We start from the raw sequence: 20500 nt of genomic DNA on the forward strand, positions 1-20500 counted from the left end.
TCGATATCACTCAGACAGGCGCCCGATACCGTTATTCATTTCTGCCTGTCGTCCCTATCAGAAGGAAGTACCGCTATGAGCGAAGTCAGCTTGGCGCCGGGCAAGCGCCTGTCACAGATCCGTTTGCAGTTGGGTTTGTCGCAGCGCCGGGTCGCCGAACTGTCCGGGTTAACCCACAGCGCAATCAGCACCATCGAACAGGACAAGGTCAGTCCGGCCATCAGCACGCTGCAAAAGCTGCTGAAGGTGTATGGGCTGTCGCTGTCGGAATTCTTTGCCGAGCCGGAAGCCGCCGACGAACCCAAGGTGGTGATCAACGCCGCAGACCTGATCGAAATCGGCAGCCAGGGCGTATCGATGAAGCTGGTGCATAACGGCAACCCGGCGCGCAACCTGGCGATGATGCTGGAAACCTACCAGCCCGGCACCACCACCGGCGAGAAGATCAAGCATCAGGGCGAGGAGATCGGCACCCTGCTGGAAGGCGAAATCGTGCTGACCATCAACGGCCAGAGCTATTGCCTGTCCGCCGGCCAGAGCTACGCCATCAACACCGGCATTCCGCACAGCTTCAGCAATACCTCGGCGCGCGTCTGCCGCATCGTCAGCGCGCACACCCCCACCACCTTCTGACGCCGGAGCAAAGACATCCATTGCGACGTCTGCATCGTCGGCGGCGGTTTTACCGGCCCGTCGTCGGCGCTGCACCTGACGAAGGCGGGTTGCCGCGTCGTGGTTCCGGCAGCGGCGCGCATCGGCTGGGGATCTGACGCCCCGCCCGCTCAAGGATTTTTTTCGTCTTAGTTATGTCATTTAGTGGCTTGTCAAAATCGCGATCTGTGTTACAAAAGATCACCTTTAGCCATCTAAACACCTAAACGTCCCGATCACACTATGCCAACCGCCACGCCCTCACGCCTCGAGATGCGCAATATCTCGATCGCCTTCGCCGGCTTCAACGCGCTGCAGAATGTCGATTTCACCCTGCAGGGCGGTTCCACCCATGCGCTGGTCGGCGCCAACGGCGCGGGCAAGTCGACGCTGATGGCGATCTTGTCCGGCGCGCACGACCACTACCGCGGAGACATTCTGATCGACGGCCGGGCGGTGGATATCCATTCCCCGCTGCAGGCGCGCCGACACGGCATCCATGTGGTGCAGCAGGAGGTCGACGTGGCGTTGATTCCGCAGCTGTCGGTGGCGGAAAACATCATGCTGGACTGGCTGAATGAGCCGGGCCACCTGCTGAACTGGGCCGAACTGCACCGCCGGGCGGCGCGGCTGCTGCAACAGCTGGAACTGAAGCTCAGCCTGCGCCGACGCCTGGCCGACTGCACGCTGGCGGAAAAACAGCAGGTGTTGCTGGCGCGGGCGCTGTCGCACCGCTGCCGCTTTCTGGTGCTGGACGAACCCACCGCCCCGCTGGATCGCGCCGAGAGCGAACGCCTGTTCCGGGTGGTGCGCCGCCTGCGGTCCGAAGGCATCGGCATCGTGTTTATTTCCCATCGCATTCATGAGCTGAGTGAGGTTTGCGACCGGCTGACGGTGCTGCGCGACGGGCGCCACGTCAGCGAGGACGCCATGCACGGCCTGAGCGGCGAACAGGTGGTCGAGAAAATGCTCGGCCACCGGCTGGACGACATCTTCCCGCCGCCGCGACCGCCGCACGGCGACCGCCCGCTGCTGCAGGTGCAGGGTCTGCACGACAGGCACAAGCTGCGCGACGTCTCGCTGCGGCTGCATCGGGGAGAGATCCTCGGCATCGCCGGGCTGGCCGGCGCCGGCAAAACCGAGCTGTGCAAGGCGCTGTTCGGCGCCGCGCCGGCGCGCATCGAGCGCGGCGAGCTGCGCGGCCAGCCCTGGCGGCCGCGCGCGCCGCACCTGTCGGTCGAACAAGGGCTGGCGCTGGTGCCGGAAGAGCGCCGCAAGGAAGGCATATTCATCGATGAAGCGATCCCGATGAACCTGAGCGTCAGCGCCGACGACAGCTTCTCGCGCTGGAGCCTGTTCAGCCGGCGCCGGGAGCTGCGCTGGGCGCAGGACATCATGCGGCGCCTGAGCATTCGCGCCTCCGGCCCGCAACAGCGGCTGGCGCGGCTGTCCGGCGGCAATCAGCAGAAGGTGGCGATCGGCAAATGGCTGCGCGGCGACGCCGAGGTGCTGATTTTCGACGAGCCGACCAAAGGCGTGGATATCCAGGCCAAGCAGGAGCTGTTCAGCCTGATCGACGGGCTGGCGCGCGCCGGCAAGGGCATCATCTATGCCTCGGGCGAGTTCGCCGAGCTGGTTGGCCTGTGCGATCGCATCTGCGTGCTGTGGGACGGCCGCGTCGTGGCGGAGCTGAACGCCGCCGATATTGATGAAGAAACGCTATTACTGTATTCCACCGGAGGAACCCCAGCGTGAGTAAAGAATTATCCTTGCAGAATGCCCGCCCCTGGCGCCATCAGCTGTTTGAGTTTCTCTATAAATGGGGCATGCTGCTCACCGTCGTGGCGCTGATCGCGCTGTTCGGCCTGGCGTCGGATAACTTCCTCGATCCCAATAACATCATCAATATTCTGCGTTCGATCGCCATCGTTACGGTGATCGCCATCGGCGTCTCTATTTCGCTGTCGGTCGGCGGCTTCGATTTGTCGGTCGGCTCCACCGCCTCGCTGGCCAATGCGCTGGTGATTTCGCTGTTCGTCTGGCACGGCTTCGGCACCGCCGGCGCCATAATGTTGACGCTGCTGCTGTGCACGCTGGTCGGCCTGTTCAACGCCTTGCTGATCGTGGTGCTGAAAATCCCCGATATGCTGGCCACCCTGGCCAGCCTGTTCGTCATCCAGGGGGTGGCGATGACCTACAGCTATGGCGGCTCGATTACCCAGAACATGGTCTTGCCGAGCGGGGATATGGCGGAGGGGACGATCCCCGAGGTGTTTTCCGCCCTCGGCCAGGTGCCGGTGATCGTGCTGATCATGCTGGCGGTCACCCTGGTGGTCCAGCTGTTCCTGTCGCTGACCAAGCACGGCCGGCGCATGTACGCCATCGGCGGCAATCCCGAGGCCGCGCGCCTTTCAGGTATCCGCACCGTACGTTACAGGGTTTCCGCCTATGTCATTTCTGCCCTGCTGGCCTCGCTTGGCGGCATATTGCTGGCGTCACGTATTGGTTCCTCTCAGGTCAATGCCGGCGGCGGTTATCTGATGGATGCGGTCGCCGCGGCCTATATCGGCTTTTCGCTGGCCGGCTCCGGCAAACCCAACGCGCTCGGCACCCTGGTCGGCGCAGTGATCCTCGGCGTGCTGCAGAACGGCCTGGTGATGCTTTCGGTCCCTTATTACGCGATGGATATTATCAAAGGCCTGGTGCTGGCATTGGCGCTGGCCATCACCTACATCCAGAAACGCTAAGCCTGACGGCGCAGCCCCGCTGCGCCGCTTTTCCCTTTAATTCATCCGGTTACTCCCCTCTTTATTGACGCAATCATACAAATGATACGAATTATCATTTGCGTTTACATTTGGTTTGAAATCCTTACAATACCCTGACGCAACGCGGGCGAAACGATGCATTTCGCCGCGGCAATGGAATTATTTATCCAATTATTCAATACGTTAATAAACAACACTAAACCAGGAAAGGTTTGCCTCATGGAAAAGCCACGCTATAACAGACTCGCCGCATTGATTATCGCCTCACTCAGCAGCGCCGGCGCGCTGGCCGCACCGCAGGACGACGCTCAGGACACCATGGTGGTCACCGCCTCCGGTTTCCAGCAAAAGATCCAGGACTCCGCCGCCTCGATCTCGGTGATCCCGCGCCAGCAGATTGAAGACAAGGCCTATCGCGACATCACCGACGCGCTGAAAGACGTGCCGGGCGTGGTGGTTACCGGCGGCGCAAGCAGCAGCGACATCAGCATTCGCGGCATGTCGTCCAAATACACGCTGATCCTGGTGGACGGCAAGCGCGTAGACACCCGCGGTACCCGCCCGAACAGCGACAACTCCGGCATCGAGCAAGGCTGGCTGCCGCCGCTGGAAGCCATTGAACGCATCGAAGTGGTGCGCGGGCCGATGTCCTCGCTGTACGGCTCCGACGCCATGGGCGGCGTGATCAACGTCATCACCCGCAAAACCTCCCGCACCGAGTGGAAAGGCTCGCTGCACGGCGACGCCACCCTGCAGGAAAACCGCAACTCCGGCGATCTGTTCCAGACCAACGCCTACGCCTCCGGCCCGCTGATTGAAGGCCTGCTCGGCCTGCGGGTCAACGGCCTGCTGTCGCGCCGCGCCGAGGACAAGATCCTTAACGGCTTCAACGAACAGCGCATGCGCAGCGGCACCGCGGTGTTCACGCTGACGCCGGACGACAAAAACGAATTCGACTTCGAGGTCGGCCGCTCGCTGCAGGACCGCAACAGCACGCCGGGCAAATCCATGGCGGCCGAAAACTGCCGCAACAATAAATGCACCCAAAACAGCGTCAGCGACAGCCTCTATACCCGCACCAACTACGCCCTGACCCACAACGGCTATTACGACTTCGGCAACTCCACCAGCTACATTCAGCGTGAAGAAACCAATAACCCGGGCCGTGACATGAAGATGTACAACACCATCTTCAATACCCAGAACCAATTCGAGCTGGGATCGCACATGCTGAACCTCGGCGGGCAGTACCGTTACGAAAAACTGAGCGACGGCGGCAATCAGCTGGACGCCGCCGACGGCTTGAGCAAGTTGACCCGCTGGAGCTGGGCGCTGTTCGCCGAGGATGAATGGGCGCTGACCAACGACTTCAGCCTGACGACCGGCATCCGTATGGATCAGGACCAAAACTACGGCAACCACTGGACGCCGCGCATGTACGGCGTGTGGCATCTGACCGAACAGTGGACGCTGAAAGGCGGCGTCTCCGCCGGCTACCGCTCGCCGGACCTGCGCCAATCCTCCGCCAACTGGGGGCAAATTACCGGTGGCGGGCGTACGTCGATCATTATCGGCAACCCGGATCTGCAGCCTGAGAAGAGCCTGAGCGAAGAGATCGGCCTGATGTGGGATAGCCTCAAAGGCATCAACGCCGGCGTAACGGTGTTCAACACCGACTTCAAAGACAAGATCACCGAGGTACGCCGCTGTGACAGCGGCGATGGCGATGCGCAGTGCATGATCGGCAACACCCCTTACTATTTCATCAGCGATCGCGTCAACGTCGATAAAGCCAATATGCGCGGCGTGGAGGCCACCTTCGGCTGGCAGATCAGCAAAGACTGGAAGTGGAACACCAACTACACCTTTACCTCGTCCGAGCAGAAAAGCGGCGATTTCCAGGGTAAACCGCTGAATCAGATGCCGAAACATATGCTGAACACCGTGCTGGACTGGCAGGCCACTCATGATCTGGGCGTATGGACGCGCGTTAACTTCCGCAGCAAAACCTCGGACTATCTGAGCCGCACCTCGATGGCCAAGAGCACGCCGTCTTACACCTTTGTCGACGCCGGCCTGAGCTACCAGGCGGCGAAAAACCTGCAGCTGACCGGCGGGGTTTACAACATTCTCGACAAGAGCGTGGATTACGATCACTACAACACCACGCTGGACGGCCGCCGTTACACCGTCGGCATGAGCTACAACTTCTGATAAGCGAAAGGCCCTGCAAAGGGCCTTTTTTAGCTGACTTACCGCGCAACCGCGGGCCTAAATCACCGGTTGGTTGACCAAGCCGTCGATCAGCACCTGCGGCGTGCCCTGCGAGCAGCGCTCGATACGGCCGCGCACGCCATACACCCGCGCCAGGCTGTGCGGGGTAATCACCTGTTCCGGCGCGCCGTCGGCAATCACCTCGCCATCCTGCAGCATCAGCACGTGGTCGCCATGGCGCAGCGCGATGTTGATGTCGTGCACCACCACGACCGTGATGATATTGCGCCTGCGGGTTTCGCGCCGCACCAGATCCATCACGTGGAACTGGTAGTTGAGATCGAGCGCGCTCAGCGGCTCGTCGAGCAGCAGCAGCGAAGGCTGGCGGATCAGCGACTGCGCCAACCCCACCAGCTGTTTCTGGCCGCCGGACAGCTGATCGAGATAGCTCAGCGCCAGATGGGCGATGCCCAGCTGTTCCAGCAGCGCCATCACTTCCGCTTCGCTGCCGGCATTGCTGCGGCCGCCCGAGGCGCGCTGCGCCACGATGATGGATTCCAGCACGTGCAGATGCACCCCGGCGGGCAGCGACTGCGGCAAATAAACCACCTTCTCCGCCCGGCGGGCGAACGGCATCTGCATCAGGTCGCCGTCGTCCAGCCACAGTTTGCCCTGCGCCGGATTCAGCCCGGCCAGCGAACGCAGCAGCGTCGACTTGCCGCTGCCGTTCGGCCCCAGCAATACGGTGATCTGGCCGCGCGGCAGCATCGGCACCGAAAGGTCGCGGATGACCTGGCGCTTCGGATAGCCGGCGGAGAAATGTTCGATACGCAAACCCTGGCTCATACATTCCCCCGGTGGCGCAGAATAATGCTCAGGAAGAACGGCACGCCCACCAGCGAGGTGACGATGCCGACCGGAATGATGACGCCGGGCACCAGATTTTTCGACGCCACCGACGCCATCGACAGCACCAGCGCGCCAATCAGGGCGCTGGCCGGCAGGTAGAAGCGGTGATCTTCGCCAAAAATCATGCGGGCGATGTGCGGCGCCACCAGGCCGATAAAACCGATCGGGCCGACAAAAGCCACCGCCAGCGCGGAAAGGATGCTGATGCGCAGCAGCGTGGTCAGGCGCAGGCGACGCACGTCAATGCCGAAACTTACCGCCCGGTCTTCCCCCAGGCGCAGCGCGGTCAGCTTCCACGAGCTCATCATCGACAGCGGCAGCAGCACGGCGAAAACGCCGAGCAGAATGCCCAGCTTGTCCCACGAGGCCCGCGCCAGGCTGCCCATGGTCCAGAACACCAGGCCCTGCAGCGTGTCTTCGCTGGCGATGAACTGCATCATCGACACCAGCGCGTTGAAGGTAAACACCAGCGCAATGCCGAACAGCACCACGCCGGAGGTGGCCACCCGCGTCCAGCGCGTGATGCCGTCCAGCATCAGCGCGGCGAACAGCGCGAAAATAAAGGCGTTGGCGGAAATGAACCACTGGTCGGGGATGCCCGGAATGCCGATGCCCAGCACGATGGCCAGCGCGGCGCCAAAGGCCGCGGCGGAAGAGACCCCCAGGGTAAAGGGGCTGGCCAGCGGGTTATTCAGGATGGTTTGCATTTCGGCGCCGGCCAGGCCGAGCGCAAAGCCCACCACCACCGCCATCAGCGCGTAGGGCAAGCGAATATCCCATACGATCACGCGGGTGCCGGCGTCCGCCGCCGCCGGGTCGATCAGCGTTTGCCACAGCGAGGACAGCGAGAGCCCGGATGGCCCCATGGTGAAGTCCAGCAGCAGCGAGCCGAGGATCGCCAGGGCCAGCACGCCCATAATCAGTAAGCGGTGACGAAGAATATGCTGATAACGCCCCATCACGTTGACCTCGGGTTGCCCCTTGGCGCCGGTGGCGGGATCGGTGGATACGCTCATTATTTCGGATACCTGTTACGACGATAACGATAGCGGCAGGCGAACGGCCGCTTTTACCTGGAAAGAGTGCTGCATTAACCGTTAAGCAGCCGCCAACAATAAAGCAAACGATAATACTTATCAATCATAACTATCGCTGTAATCGGGCGTATCAAGATGTAACGTTTTATTTTCTATACTTATTATCCAACGTGCCTGCTGCGGCCATGTTAATTGCCCGGGGTTAACAATTCCGAAAGTGGCCCCCGAACCGGCCCGGCTATGACAAACGACGAGAAAACCACATAGAATCCAAAGCCAAAGCGCTCCGCAACGCATCACCGCGTCCGGACCAGAGGTTCCAGTCCCTATTATGCACAGGGCTTTATTGATGAGGCTGCAATGAGAAGTCCACCTACCAGGTTAACGCCCAAGAGGCCGGCACTGCTGCATTGGCTGCTGCACAGCCCGCTGCATGCCGACGACGGCCCTTTCCAACGCCAGCTGCGGCTTACGCTGGTGCCTTCCCCGCTGACGCCCTGGCTGAACGCCGCCGGCCCGGCGCTGCTGCTGGCCGGCTATGCCTGGCTGAGCCATCTGCTGGTCGGCATTGGGCTGCTGCTGCTGCTGTTGCTGCTGACCGCCGGGCGCTGGTGGCTGGCGCGCCATCGTTCACCGAATTGGCCGAACGCCATGCTGGTGATGGCGCTGCTGTGGGCCGCGCTGGTCGGCGCCGGCGCCGTGCTGGCGATGCTGTCGGGGCGCTTCGTGCTGATCCTGTTCGCCGGGCTGGCGGTGACCGCGCTGGCCTGCTGGCTGATGCAGCGTCACGCCGCGGCGCCGCGCTTCGCGCTGCTGGAAGTGATGGTACTGACCCTGCCCTATCTGCTGACGGCGCCGCTGTCGCGGGTGCAAAACCTGTTTCTGCTGGCCGACATCACGCCGCTGTGGGTGCTGCTGGCCCACGGCTTAATTGCCCTCTACCACCGGCAGCTGGTGCTGCGCGTCACCCTGGCGTGGGAAAAGCAGCAGGCGGCGCATCGCGACCACCTCACCGGCTTCCTGAACCGCGCCGGCGGCGAGGCGGTGATGCAGGAGATCTGCCGTCCTTCGGCAACCGTTCATCCGCTTTCGCACCTGTTTATTATCGAGTTCGGCCCGCTGGCGGCGCTGTATCAAAGCCACGGCGTGTTGATTGGCGATGGCGTGCTGCGCACCGTCGGCGAGCGTCTCAAGATGCTGATCCGCCCCAGCGACTTCGTCTGCCGCTATATCGGCGGCCAATTTCTGATCCTGGTGCACGATTTGCCCTACGGTTCCGAGGGCGAATTCCTGGCGCGTATTTTACCGCCGCTGGAGGCGCCTTACGGCTTCGGTGATTTCGGCGAAGTGACGATGCAGCTCAACGCCGGCGCGTTGGCGCTGACGCAGGACTATGCGACGGTGGAAAGTCTCATGGCGGCGGCGCAACGGGCGTTGGCCAAAAACGGCAGGAAATGACCCAATAACGCGGCGGGATCCCGCCGCGTTTCAGCATTGCAGATTATTTAACGTCCATCTTCGGGAATTCCATTTCGCTGTACTTCACGACACGGGTGCCGCGCGTCAGCTTGTAACCGAACCAGATCAGCAGGAACAGCGGAATGCCGATATAGGTCGCGGTCACGCCGTACCAGTCGATTTTGTCTTCCAGGAACGCCTGATAGTTTTGCCCCAGCGTGATGATCAGACACAGCACAAAGGCGAAGATCGGCCCCAGCGGGAAGAAGCCGGAACGATACGGCAGATCGTTCAGGTCATGCCCCTGCAGCATATAGCCGCGGCGGAAGCGGTAGTGACTGATGGCAATGCCCAGCCAGGCGATAAAGCCGGTCATGCCCGAGGTGTTCAGCAGCCACAGGTAAACCGACTGGTTGCCGAACATCGAGCTGAGGAAGCACAGCCCGGCCACTACGGTAGTGGCGTAAAGCGCGTTGCGCGGCACGCCGCCCTTCGACAGCTTGGCGAAGATGCGCGGCGCCTTGCCTTCCGAAGCCAGGGTAAACAGCATGCGGGTCGAGGCGTACATGCCCGAGTTGCCGGCGGACAGCACCGCGGTCAGGATCACCGCGTTCATCACCGCCGCCGCCGACAGCAGGCCGGCATGCTGGAATACCAGGGTGAACGGGCTGACGCTGATGTCTTTCACGTCGTTGCGCAGCAGGCTCGGATCGGTGTAAGGAATGATCAGGCTGATGATCAGAATGGCGAAGATATAGAACAGCAGGATACGCCAGAACACCTGACGCACCGCGCGCGGGATGTTTTTGCCCGGGTTTTCCGATTCGCCGGCGGCGATGCCGATAAGCTCGGTGCCCTGGAACGAGAAGCCGACGATCATCGCCACCCCGATCATCGCCGAGAACCCGCCGGCAAAGGGCGCGTCGCCCACCGTCCAGTTCTGCCAGCCGGCATGTTCGCCGCCTTTCAGGATGCCGAAGATCATCATCACGCCGATGACGATAAAGATGATGACGGTGGTCACTTTGATCAGCGAGAACCAGTATTCCGCTTCGCCGAACCCTTTGACCGAAATATAGTTGAGCAGGAACATCAGGCCGAGGAACAGCGCGCTCCAGATCCAGCCCGGGGCATCGGGGAACCAATAGCTCATCACCAGCTGCGAAGCCACCAGGTCAACGGCGATGGTGACCGCCCAGTTGTACCAGTAGTTCCAGCCCAGCGCGAAGCCAAAGCCTTCTTCGACGTATTTGGCGCCGTAGGTGGAGAACGAACCGGACACCGGCATAAAGGCCGCCAGTTCGCCGAGGCTGGTCATCAGGAAGTACACCATCAAACCGATCAGGGCATAGGACAACAGCGCCCCGCCGGGGCCGGCCTGAGAAACCGTGGCGCCCGAAGCGACAAACAGGCCGGTGCCGATGGAGCCGCCGATGGCGATCATGGTCAAATGCCGGGCTTTCAGCTCGCGGCGCAATCCGGGTGCTTGCTGCCCCGATGTTTTTATATCCTGCTGAGCCATTCTTACCCTATCTGCTCGTCAAAAAAAATGAGGGCGGATTGTAACAAATACCCACCGGCGAACTAGCAACATTGCACTGATATAAGATAGCTTCATAACTCAGCGGCAATTATTAGCAACGGGCCAGTTAGCCTTACTTACTGTCATTAATGTGACAGCGCGCAGGTTTTTATGCTTATTTTTCCTGCGCAGAGGCGAGATTTGCGTGGTGAGGGATTACAGCGCGCAGTAGCTGAGGAAACGCTGCAAGGCATTGGAGATGTGTTTCTGCCGATGATGGATCAGATACAGCGTGCGCATCAGCGGCGGCAGCGGCACCGCCAGCTCCACCAGCGCGCCGCTGGCCAGTTGCTCGCCCACCACCCGGCGCGACAGGCAGCTGATGCCGATACCGTGCCGCACCGCGTGCTTGATCGCCTCCGAATTGCCCAGCTCCATCACCAGCTGGAAATGCGGCAGGTGCGCCAACAGCAGATGATCCAGCACCTCACGGGTGCCCGAACCGCGCTCACGCAGGATCCAGGGCGCATTGGCCAACGCCTCCAGCGTCAGCGGCTGCTGCGCCAGCGGGTTATCCGGCGCAGCGAACACCACCAGCTCGTCCTCCAGCCAGGGCTGAGTCACCAGCTCCGGCATGTGGCAAGGCCCTTCAATCAGCCCCAGATCGACGCGGAAATCCGCCACCGCCACGATCACATCCTGGCTGTTGCCGACGTTCAGCTCCAACGGCGTGTCGGGGAAGGCTTGCCGGTAGCGGGCGATCATCTCCGGCAGCATATAATTGCCGATGGTGCTGCTGGCGGCGATGCGCAGCGCGCCGCCGTCGTGGCGGAACAGCTGCTCTATCTCCCCCGCCTGCTCCAGCAACGCCAGCGCCTTGGGATACAGCAGGCGGCCATGTTCGTTGATGACCAGCCGTTTGCCGACCCGATCGAACAGTTGAACGCCGAGTTGCCCTTCCAGATCCGCCAGCGCCGCGCTGACCGCAGATTGCGACAGCGCCAACACCACCGAAGCCTGAGTGGTGGATCCGCTTTTCAGCACTTCGGTAAAAACTTCCAATTGACGCAGGGTGATGTGCATAACCGTCTCGGTGTTGAAATTTCAAAAATTCTCTTTGAGAAATTATAACCTTAAATGCGATCAAAACCTGAACTCCCGCGCACAAAGACCGTGGCGGGGCTTAGGCGAGAAACGAAGACACCATAACGCAGGCGCGTTACGTCCAAAAACACTTTCGTTAACAATTCTAAGCTTTATCTTATTTTAATGCCCAAAACCGGGGTTTTGGCGAAATATCCTTCAAAATAACTGCCCAATTTGCTTATACTCCGCTAACGTTTTTCTTACCAATTGGGTGCAAAAGTGAAGTATAGAGCAGATATCGACGGCTTACGGGCGCTTGCCGTTCTGCCGGTCATCGCGTATCACATGGGGCTTGGCGGTATTCCTGGTGGCTTTACCGGTGTCGATATATTCTTTGTTATTTCGGGTTATTTAATCTCAGGGATAATTTTCCAGGAATATATTAAAGGTGATTTTTCTTATATCGATTTTTACAAACGACGCAGCTTAAGAATCCTTCCGCCTTTATTTGTTGTATTATTCGCTACACTCGCCGTTGGCTACCATATACTTCTCCCGGTACAGGTTGCAGAGTTAGGCAAGAGCGCCTTAGCCACCACCCTATTCTCCTCGAACTTTTTCTTTTTTAGTCAAACCGGCTATTTTGATGGCCCAGCAGAGCTGAAGCCGCTACTGCATACCTGGTCACTGGCGGTGGAAGAACAGTTTTATATCATTTTCCCTATTATTCTTTTCACCGCGTTAAAATTCTTCCGCAACCGGATCACCCTGATCATCACCCTGATTATCGCCGGTTCATTCCTACTCAGCCTGGCGGGCCTAAAATTCCAGCCCAGCATGACATTTTATATGTTGCCGACCCGCGCCTGGGAACTGGCGATGGGGGCAATACTGGCGGTCAGCGGCATGGAGCACTCGCCATCCCTGAATAAAAAGACGACCCGCCATGCCCTGAGCCTGTTGGGGTTGGCGTTGATTATCTTTGGGTTCCTCTGGTTAGACACCACCAAGAAGTTCCCTTCCTATAACGCACTTTATCCATGCGTTGGCGCTTTCCTGATAATCCTGGCCGGCCGGGATTCTATCGTCGGCAAGATACTGGCGCTCAAACCCGTCGTGTATATCGGCATGATCTCATACTGCCTGTATCTTTGGCACTGGCCGATCATCGTTTACGCCAACCTGCTGCTCGACGTCAGCCTGTGGCAAAAGAGCCTGCTGGTTATTTCGCTCACCTTTGGGCTGGCGATCGCATCGCGTTATTTAATCGAAATACCGTTCAGATATAAGCTGAAAAACATTCCATCGAAAAGTATTGTCGCGGCCTCTGCGGCCAGCGTTGTACTCGCGGCGTCGCTGACCGCGTTCATTGGTTACATAAAGAATGACAACGGCAGCTTTTCCACTGAGTCGTTGAAGATCGCCGACTACATCAATTACCGTGGTTCAAATGAGTACAATTACCAATATCGCCTGGGCGAGTGCTTTATTAATGGCGAACCCGGCGGCGATGGCGCCTACGATAAGAAAAAGTGCCTGAAGATTTCCGAAACGCAGAAAAATTTCGTATTGATCGGTGACAGCCACGGCGCCCACCTGTGGCGCGCCATCAGCCTGGCCGCCGGCGATAAGGTAAACCTGATGCAGGCTACCGCGTCAGGCTGCAAGCCGGTCACCGAGCAGAAAATGAGCAACCGCTGCACCGATTTAATAAACTACGTGTACAAAGACTTTATTCCCAATAACAAGATCGATGGCGTGATCATCTCAGCGCGCTGGAATCAATACGATAAAGATCAGCTTATTAAAACCATAGCTTATCTGCGGAAATATACGGAAAACTTTTACATACTGGGGCCGACGGTCGAGTACAAGGGCCCGCTGCCGGAACTGCTGGCTTATCAGGAAAATGGCGATCCTGCGCTGGCGAGCCGTTCTATCGTTAAAGGCCGGAAAGCGATGGACAGCGAATTGAAAACGCTGACGGCGTCCATGAAGGTCAACTATATCTCGGTTTACGACTTGATTTGCCCGGCGGGCCATTGCCTGGAAATGACCGACAGCGGCCAACCTTCTGCCTTCGACTACGGCCACTTTACCCTAAGCGGCGCAAACTATGTCGCAAAGGGCATCGTCAACCAGCTCAACAATCATCACTTCTTTTACCCCTAGATAGCCTTTTCTCTCCCTGCTCAGAGGCTCGCATTTTGCGAGCCTCTTTGCCCTATACCACTTATTCAGATTGGTTATAAATATATAATCAATTTCTCTTTTATGCCGCCGAAACGTAGTCTTGTCAGCAAGGAATTTGATGAAGGACTGAGTTATATGGCGACCGATACTACGCATACCTTTCCAGAACGGCGTTATCCCCTGTTCGGCCTGCCGCGGCTGGTGCCGGGGCTGCTGCTGACCGGCGCGCTGACCGCGCTGGCCATCTGGGCCGGCGACCTGCCCTGGGTGGCGGGATTGGGCCTGGGGGCGCTGACGCTGGCGATCCTGTTCGGCATTCTGGTGGGCAACACGCTTTATCCCTGGCTGCAGCCCAGCTGCCACAGCGGGGTTCAGCTGGCCAAACAGCGTCTGCTGCGGCTGGGCATCATTCTCTACGGCTTCCGGCTGACCTTTCAGCAGATCGCCGACGTCGGCGCCACCGGCATCATTATCGACGCGTTGACGCTGACCACCACCTTCCTGTTGGCCTGCTGGCTGGGCAAGAAAGTGTTCGGCATCGACAGCCAGACCGCGATGCTGATCGGCGCCGGCAGCAGCATCTGCGGCGCAGCGGCGGTGATGGCCACCGAACCGGTGCTGAAGGCCGACTCCAGCAAGGTGGCGGTGGCGGTGGCGACCGTGGTGGTGTTCGGCACCCTGGCTATCTTCGTTTACCCGTGGCTGTACCAGCTGAATGCGCACTTCCAGTGGCTGCCGCTCAGCCAGGAGACCTTCGGCATCTACGCCGGCTCCACCATCCACGAAGTGGCGCAGGTGGTGGCGGCCGGCCACGCCATCGGCCCGGACGCCGAAAACGCCGCGGTGATCGCCAAAATGATCCGCGTCATGATGCTGGCCCCGTTCCTGCTGCTGCTTTCCGGTTACATCAGCCGCGGCAGCGCCACCGGCAAGGCGGACAAATCCGCCATCACCATTCCCTGGTTCGCGGTGCTGTTCATCGCCGTCGCCGGTCTGAATTCGTTCGACCTGCTCCCGGCCACGCTGGTGCGGCATCTGATTACCGCCGACACCTGGATGCTGGCGATGGCGATGGCGGCGCTGGGGCTGACCACCCACATCAGCGCGGTACGTCAGGCCGGGGTAAAACCGATTCTGCTGGCCACCCTGCTGTTTGTCTGGCTGATCGTCGGCGGCGGCGCGATTAACCAACTGGTGCAGTCGCTGCTTTAACCTCCCCTTCGGCCCGCTTCGGCGGGCTATTTTTTTCCGCCATTCAATCTGCCCGCCATCAATGCCATAATGACGCCGATAACACAGGAGAATCAAAATGAAGTTTGTCGGTGCACATGTCAGCGCGTCAGGCGGCGTGGATCAGGCGGTTATCCGCGCGCACGAATTAGAGGCGACCGCGTTCGCCCTGTTCACCAAAAATCAGCGTCAGTGGAAGGCCGCCCCGCTGCCCGCCGACGTGATCGATAAGTTTAAAAGCGCCTGCGCCCAGTACGGCTTCGGCCCGGGGCAAATCCTGCCGCACGACAGCTATCTGATCAACCTGGGCCACCCGGTCGGCGAAGCGTTGGAAAAATCGCGCGACGCCTTTCTCGATGAAATGCAGCGCTGCGAACAGCTGGGCCTGACGTTGCTGAACTTCCATCCCGGCAGCCATCTGCTGCAGATTGAGGAAGACAAATGCCTGGCGCGCATCGCCGAGTCGATCAATATCGTGCTGGATAAAACCCAGGGCGTGACGGCGGTGATCGAGAATACCGCCGGCCAGGGCAGCAACCTGGGCTTCAAATTCGAACACCTGGCGGCCATCATCGACGGCGTGGAAGACAAGAGCCGCGTCGGCGTTTGCATCGACACCTGCCACGCCTTCGCCGCCGGTTACGACCTGCGCACCGAAGCGGACTGCGAGCAAACCTTTAAGCAGCTCGGCGATATCGTCGGCTTCAACTACCTGCGCGGCATGCACCTGAACGACGCCAAGAGCGAGTTCAACAGCCGCGTCGACCGCCACCACAGCCTGGGCGAAGGCAACATCGGCAAAACGGTGTTCAGCTACATCATGCGCGATGCGCGCTTCGACAATATTCCGCTGATCCTCGAAACGGTGAACCCGGACATCTGGGCGGAAGAAATCGCCTGGCTGAAAGCGCAGCAGTAACCGCTCAGACGGCGGCGTTCTCAGGCATGTTCGGCGGCCAGCATGGCTTTGAACTGTGTCACCGTCGCCTCATCGATCCCTAGGGCGCTGAAAATAGCGGCGGCAAAGCTGACTGGCGCGGTGCCCGGGGCCGTGATGACGTTGGTGTCCGCCACCGCTGAGGCACTGGCGATAAAAAGCGGTTCGCCGGTGTAGTTCTTTGCGTTGCGCGTTAAAAATCCCACCTCGTTGGACGTATGCGCCCTGTCGTTAAGCAAACCCGCACGCGCCAGTGCCAATGTACCGCCACAGATACCCGCTAACGTTATGCCTCGCAGATGCTGGGCGTTAAGCAATGCGCCGATATCCGGCGCCTGTTCGCGTTCCCATAGGGTGCCCCCCACTACCACCACGGCATCGGGATGCCATGCCGCCAGTTCGTCCAGCCCCTTTGAAACCTCGCAGACCAGGCCGCCCTGCGAACGAATTCGCCCCACCTGCGGCGCAAAAAATGCCACCTCCAGCCCATAGAAAGGCCCACCGATGCCAGCGATCAAAGCGTATTCCCAGTCGGCAAAGCCCGGGGTCATTATCACTGCCGCTTTTTTATTCATTGATTCTCCGGTTAAACGTCGGTTTCCGTCTGCCCACCATCATAGAAACAGTTGGGGCTTTTAGCCATGCGGCGGCCGGAAATGACAAAGCGCGACCCAAGGGCCGCGCTTTGCTTACTTGCCTGCGTAACCGTTAAGCCAGGGTGGCCGCCGGCGCTTCGGCGCGTTTCAGCAGGGCGTAAGCCACGCCCGCCAGCAGCGTACCCGCGGCGATCGCCACCAGGTACAGCAACACCGGCGTGATGGCGCCCGGGATCAGCAGCACGAACAGGCCGCCGTGCGGCGCCATCAGCTTGGCGCCGAACGCCATCGACAGCGCGCCGGTCAGCGCCCCGCCGGCGATGCAGCAAGGCAGTACGCGCATCGGATCACGGGCCGCGAACGGGATGGCCCCTTCGGAGATAAAGCACAGGCCCAGCACCAGCGCCGCTTTACCGCCTTCCTGCTCGGATTTCTGGAACTTGCGGCGCGCCAGCAGCGTCGCCAGCCCCATCGCCAGCGGCGGCACCATACCGGCGGCCATAATCGCCGCCATTGGCGCATACACCGAGGAGCTCAGCAACGCCACGCCGAAGGCGTAAGCCGCTTTGTTCACCGGGCCGCCCATATCGGTACACATCATCGCGCCGAGGATAGCCCCCAACAACACCGCGTTGGCGGTGCCCAGCGACTGCAGCCAGTGGGTCAGGCCTTCCATGATTTTCGCCACCGGCGTGCCGACCACGTAAATCATGATCAGGCCGGTGATCAGGCTGGCCACCAGCGGAATGATCAGAATCGGCTTCAGCGCTTCCATGCTTTGCGGCAGGCGCAGCTTGCCGCTGATCGCCTTGGCGACATAGCCCGCCAGGAAACCGGCGATGATGCCGCCGAGGAAGCCGGCGCCGGTGCTCACCGCCAGCATGCCGCCGATCAGGCCGGGGGTCAGGCCGGGACGGTCAGCGATCGAGAAGGCGATAAAACCGGCCAATACCGGCACCATCAGCGCGAAGGCCGAGCCGCCGCCGATCTGCATCAGCGCCGCCGCCAGAGTGCCTTTGACTTCAAACGCCTTGATGCCGAACACGAACGACAGCGCGATGCACAAGCCGCCGGCCACCACCATCGGCAGCATGTACGACACGCCGGTCAGCAGGTGGCGATAAGGGCCGTTGCCCTCTTTCTTTTTCCCTGTCGGCGCCGCGCCGCCGCTTTTTTGCGGCTGAAACACTTCGGCTTCGGCCAGCGCCTTGTCCAGCTCCTGCGCGGTTTTCTTCAACGCCAGGCCGGTTGAGGTGCGGTACATCGGCTTACCGGCAAACTTGTCCAGATCCACTTCAATATCGGCCGCCACGATCACCAGATCGGCCGCCGCGACCTCTTCCGGCGTGATGGCGTTGCCGGCGCCTACCGAGCCGCGGGTTTCCACCTTCACCCACCAGCCGCGCTTCTTCGCTTCGCTTTCAATGGCTTCGGCCGCCATAAAGGTGTGCGCCACGCCGGTCGGGCAGGCGGTGATCGCCACGATGCGTTTTTGCCCGGCGGCTTTCGCCGGAGCGGCGGCCTGAGCCGGCGCCTGATAGGCCTTGGCCCCGGCCCTGGCCTGCGCCAGGAAGGCTTCCGGCTCGCGAACCGCCTGTTCAACCTCCCCCAGGTAAACCAATTTGCCGTTCAGCGCGGCGTCGGCGGGCACGGCCTGCCCCGCTACCACCACCAGCTCGGCGTCCGCCGGCGACGCCGCCAGCGTCAGGCCGGTTTTGGCCGCGGCGGCTTCAAGCATGCGTTTCGCCAGGTGGCTACGGGCCTGTCCCAGCGAGCTGTCTATCATCAGCAGCGTTTTCATTCTGCCTCCTGCTTATGGGTTGAAAGGTTTCAGGTCGACGCGCGCCATCATCGCGGCCAACTGGGGACGATCGGTCACGCCGACGTTGCTCTGGCTTACCGCCAGCGCGGCCACGGCGGTGGCCAAACGCAAAGTATGTTCACTGGATTCGCGCATCAGCAGGCCGTAAATCAGGCCGCCGACCATCGAATCGCCGGCGCCCACGGTGCTGACCACCTCGCAAGACGGCGGTTTGGCGATCCAGGCGCCGGACGCGTTCACCCACAGCGCCCCTTCGGCGCCGAGCGAGATAACCACGTGGGCGATGCCCTGATCGCGCAGCGCATGCGCGGCTTCCACCACGTCGGCCAACTGCGGCAGCGGGTGCCCCGCCCAAATTTCCAGCTCGCGGCGGTTCGGCTTCACCAGCCATGGCGCGGCTTTCAGCCCGGCGACCAGCGCCTCGCGGCTGCTGTCGAAAATGATGCACGGGCACTGCGCGCGCAGGCGGATCATCCAGTCGGTAAAGGCGTCGGGATCGACGCCGGCCGGCAGGCTGCCGCTGACCGCCACCATGTCGAACTGGCCCAGCCAGCTCAGGGAGTCATTGACGAAACGCTCCCAGTCCTGCGGCGTTACCTCAAAGCCGGAGAAGTTGAAATCGGTCACTTCACCGTCTTTCTCGGTCAGCTTGACGTTGATGCGGGTACGTCCCGGCACCACCTGGAAACGGTTGGCGATGCCCAGATCGCTGAACAGCAGCTGGAAGCCGTCCTGGTTGTCTTTGCCTAAAAAACCGCCGACGGTGACGTCGATGCCCAAGTCTTTCAACACCTTGGCGACGTTGATCCCTTTACCTGCCGCGTGCAGGCCGGCGGTTTTCACCCGGTTGACTTCCCCGCGCTCGATCTCCGGGCAGAACCCCACCAGATCGTAAGCCGGGTTCAGGGTGATTGTTGCTACTCTTCTGCTCATGCTGCGCCCTCGCCCAGTCCTTCAGTAATGGCTTCGCCAATCGCTTTCAGCGCGGCTTCAGCATCTTCTCCATTGGCGGTAAAGCGCAGGTGATGCCCTTTTTTCACGCCCAACGCCACCACCTTCATCAAGCTGCGGCCGTTGGCCGGCTTGCCGCTGCCGTCCAGGTTGGTGACGGTAATTTCACTGCTGAACTGCTTGATCACGTTAACCAGCGCGGTGCCCGGCCGGGCATGCAGGCCGTGTTCGTTGCGGATCACGTACTCGGCGCTCAGCGTGGCGCTTTCTTCCGCCACCTCGCTGGTCAGCAGCGCCAACAGGGTAGCGGCGTCGGCGTTCAGCAAGCGTTCAGCTTTATTGGCCAGCAGCAGATCGCCCAAATAGTTCAGCACCGCCAGCGGCTGCGGATCGGCGACGGACAGCGTCAACAGCAGCGCCACCGGCTCGCCGTCTTCGTCGAACGCCTGCGCCGGGCGGCTGACGGTGGCCGCGCTGGCCAGGTTGCCCTCGGTGCTGTCGCTCAGCCAGATACCCTGCCCCAGATTCAGCGGCTTGCGGGTGATCACGTCGCTGACGAACTGCGCGTTGACCGCGCCGATCTTCTGCAACCTGCCGGCGTTGAGCGCCTGCAGCGTCATCAGGCTGTCGGCGGCGACGTCGAGCGCAATCAGGGACGCGTCGAAACGGAACTCGGCCGCCTGTTTCTCGCCCATCAGCAGGCTGCGCAGCTCTTCCGCAGAGTCGGTTTTCGCCAGCTGATCGGCGACGCTGTCGTCGCTCAGCACGTGGGTCAACTGACGCAGCAGCGCCAAATGTTCGTCGGAGCGGGCGGCGATGCCGATCACCACATAGGCGGTCTGGCCTTCGCCCCATTCGATGCCCTGCGGAAACTGGAACACCTGAACCCCGGTGTTCAGCACCAAATCGCGGGTATCGGTAGTGCCGTGCGGGATGGCGATGCCATTGCCCAGGTAGGTGGAGGTTTGCAGCTCGCGCTGCAACATGCCGTCCACGTAGGCGGCGCTAACGCAGCCGGCCGCGGTAAGCGCGGCGGCCACCTGGCGGATGGCGTCCTGTTTGTCGCCGGCGGCGGCGCCCAGGTGAATGTCTTGCGGTGACAACTGGAACATGATTCTCCTCTCCT

Annotated in this window: 16 protein-coding genes and 1 pseudogene; 9 read left to right on the forward strand and 8 right to left on the reverse strand. The window is 60.9% G+C overall.

Annotation, left to right across the window (positions count from 1 at the left end; all coding sequences use genetic code 11):
• The first annotated feature begins 75 nt into the window (after nt 1-75).
• From puuR to D7I37_RS25880, 5 genes and pseudogenes are all read left to right on the forward strand, one after another.
• Nucleotides 76-633: an HTH-type transcriptional regulator PuuR gene (puuR, locus tag D7I37_RS25860; RefSeq protein WP_061795889.1), complete on the forward strand. Its 558-nt coding sequence runs from the start codon at nt 76-78 to the stop codon at nt 631-633.
• A 6-nt stretch (nt 634-639) separates the two neighbouring features.
• Nucleotides 640-768, forward strand: a pseudogene (locus D7I37_RS25865) (FAD-dependent oxidoreductase); the annotation flags it as partial.
• Nucleotides 769-894: 126 nt separating this feature from the next.
• Nucleotides 895-2406 carry a sugar ABC transporter ATP-binding protein gene (locus D7I37_RS25870; RefSeq protein ID WP_061795888.1) on the forward strand — a complete coding sequence of 504 codons (1512 nt, stop codon included), beginning with the start codon at nt 895-897 and terminating at the stop codon, nt 2404-2406.
• Nucleotides 2403-3398, forward strand: coding sequence for an ABC transporter permease (locus D7I37_RS25875; RefSeq protein ID WP_129544691.1), 996 nt, complete (start codon nt 2403-2405; stop codon nt 3396-3398). Before D7I37_RS25870 ends, D7I37_RS25875 begins: the two co-directional genes overlap by 4 nt.
• A 240-nt stretch (nt 3399-3638) precedes the next feature.
• Nucleotides 3639-5633: a ligand-gated channel protein gene (locus D7I37_RS25880; protein WP_061795886.1), complete on the forward strand. Its 1995-nt coding sequence runs from the start codon at nt 3639-3641 to the stop codon at nt 5631-5633.
• A gap of 57 nt (nt 5634-5690) precedes the next feature.
• On the opposite strand, the gene D7I37_RS25885 is transcribed toward D7I37_RS25880, so the two are convergent.
• Nucleotides 5691-6479 (reverse strand): ABC transporter ATP-binding protein, encoded by a 789-nt coding sequence (locus D7I37_RS25885; RefSeq protein WP_061795885.1) that lies wholly within the window; start codon nt 6477-6479, stop codon nt 5691-5693.
• Nucleotides 6476-7558: an iron ABC transporter permease gene (locus tag D7I37_RS25890; protein ID WP_129544692.1), complete on the reverse strand. Its 1083-nt coding sequence runs from the start codon at nt 7556-7558 to the stop codon at nt 6476-6478. Before D7I37_RS25890 ends, D7I37_RS25885 begins: the two co-directional genes overlap by 4 nt.
• A gap of 381 nt (nt 7559-7939) precedes the next feature.
• On the opposite strand from D7I37_RS25890, the gene D7I37_RS25895 reads away from it, so the two are divergent.
• Nucleotides 7940-9037 (forward strand): diguanylate cyclase domain-containing protein, encoded by a 1098-nt coding sequence (locus tag D7I37_RS25895; protein ID WP_095098480.1) that lies wholly within the window; start codon nt 7940-7942, stop codon nt 9035-9037.
• A 43-nt stretch (nt 9038-9080) separates the two neighbouring features.
• On the opposite strand, the gene D7I37_RS25900 is transcribed toward D7I37_RS25895, so the two are convergent.
• A complete protein-coding gene (locus D7I37_RS25900) occupies nt 9081-10559 on the reverse strand; it encodes an amino acid permease (protein WP_061795882.1) in 1479 nt (492 codons plus the stop codon).
• A 216-nt stretch (nt 10560-10775) separates the two neighbouring features.
• A complete protein-coding gene (gene yieE, locus D7I37_RS25905; protein WP_061795881.1) occupies nt 10776-11642 on the reverse strand; it encodes a DNA-binding transcriptional regulator YeiE in 867 nt (288 codons plus the stop codon).
• A 282-nt stretch (nt 11643-11924) separates the two neighbouring features.
• Here yieE and D7I37_RS25910 point away from each other — a divergent pair, with 282 nt between their 5' ends.
• From D7I37_RS25910 to nfo, 3 genes are all read left to right on the forward strand, one after another.
• On the forward strand, nt 11925-13817 hold the full coding sequence (locus D7I37_RS25910; protein WP_129544693.1) for an acyltransferase family protein: 1893 nt from the start codon (nt 11925-11927) through the stop codon (nt 13815-13817).
• Between the two features lie 156 nt (nt 13818-13973).
• Nucleotides 13974-15050, forward strand: coding sequence for a YeiH family putative sulfate export transporter (locus D7I37_RS25915; protein WP_095098483.1), 1077 nt, complete (start codon nt 13974-13976; stop codon nt 15048-15050).
• Nucleotides 15051-15147: 97 nt separating this feature from the next.
• Nucleotides 15148-15987 carry a deoxyribonuclease IV gene (nfo, locus tag D7I37_RS25920; protein WP_061795878.1) on the forward strand — a complete coding sequence of 280 codons (840 nt, stop codon included), beginning with the start codon at nt 15148-15150 and terminating at the stop codon, nt 15985-15987.
• Nucleotides 15988-16007: 20 nt separating this feature from the next.
• Here the strand turns inward: nfo and D7I37_RS25925 are convergent, their stop codons facing one another.
• The 4 genes from D7I37_RS25925 to fruB form a co-directional block, all read right to left on the reverse strand.
• Entirely contained in the window at nt 16008-16580 is a 573-nt protein-coding gene (locus D7I37_RS25925) for a DJ-1/PfpI family protein (protein WP_061795877.1), read from the reverse strand.
• A gap of 133 nt (nt 16581-16713) precedes the next feature.
• Entirely contained in the window at nt 16714-18402 is a 1689-nt protein-coding gene (gene fruA / locus D7I37_RS25930) for a PTS fructose transporter subunit IIBC (protein WP_061795876.1), read from the reverse strand.
• A gap of 12 nt (nt 18403-18414) precedes the next feature.
• Nucleotides 18415-19356 (reverse strand): 1-phosphofructokinase, encoded by a 942-nt coding sequence (gene fruK, locus D7I37_RS25935; protein WP_129544694.1) that lies wholly within the window; start codon nt 19354-19356, stop codon nt 18415-18417.
• Complete coding sequence (gene fruB / locus D7I37_RS25940) at nt 19353-20486, reverse strand: fused PTS fructose transporter subunit IIA/HPr protein (protein WP_061795874.1); 1134 nt, start codon at nt 20484-20486, stop codon at nt 19353-19355. The genes fruK and fruB overlap by 4 nt, the downstream gene beginning before the upstream one ends.
• Between the last annotated feature and the right edge of the window lie 14 nt (nt 20487-20500).

It is taken from the genome of Serratia sp. 1D1416 (assembly GCF_003641105.1).
Classification (GTDB): Bacteria; Pseudomonadota; Gammaproteobacteria; order Enterobacterales; family Enterobacteriaceae; genus Serratia; species Serratia ficaria.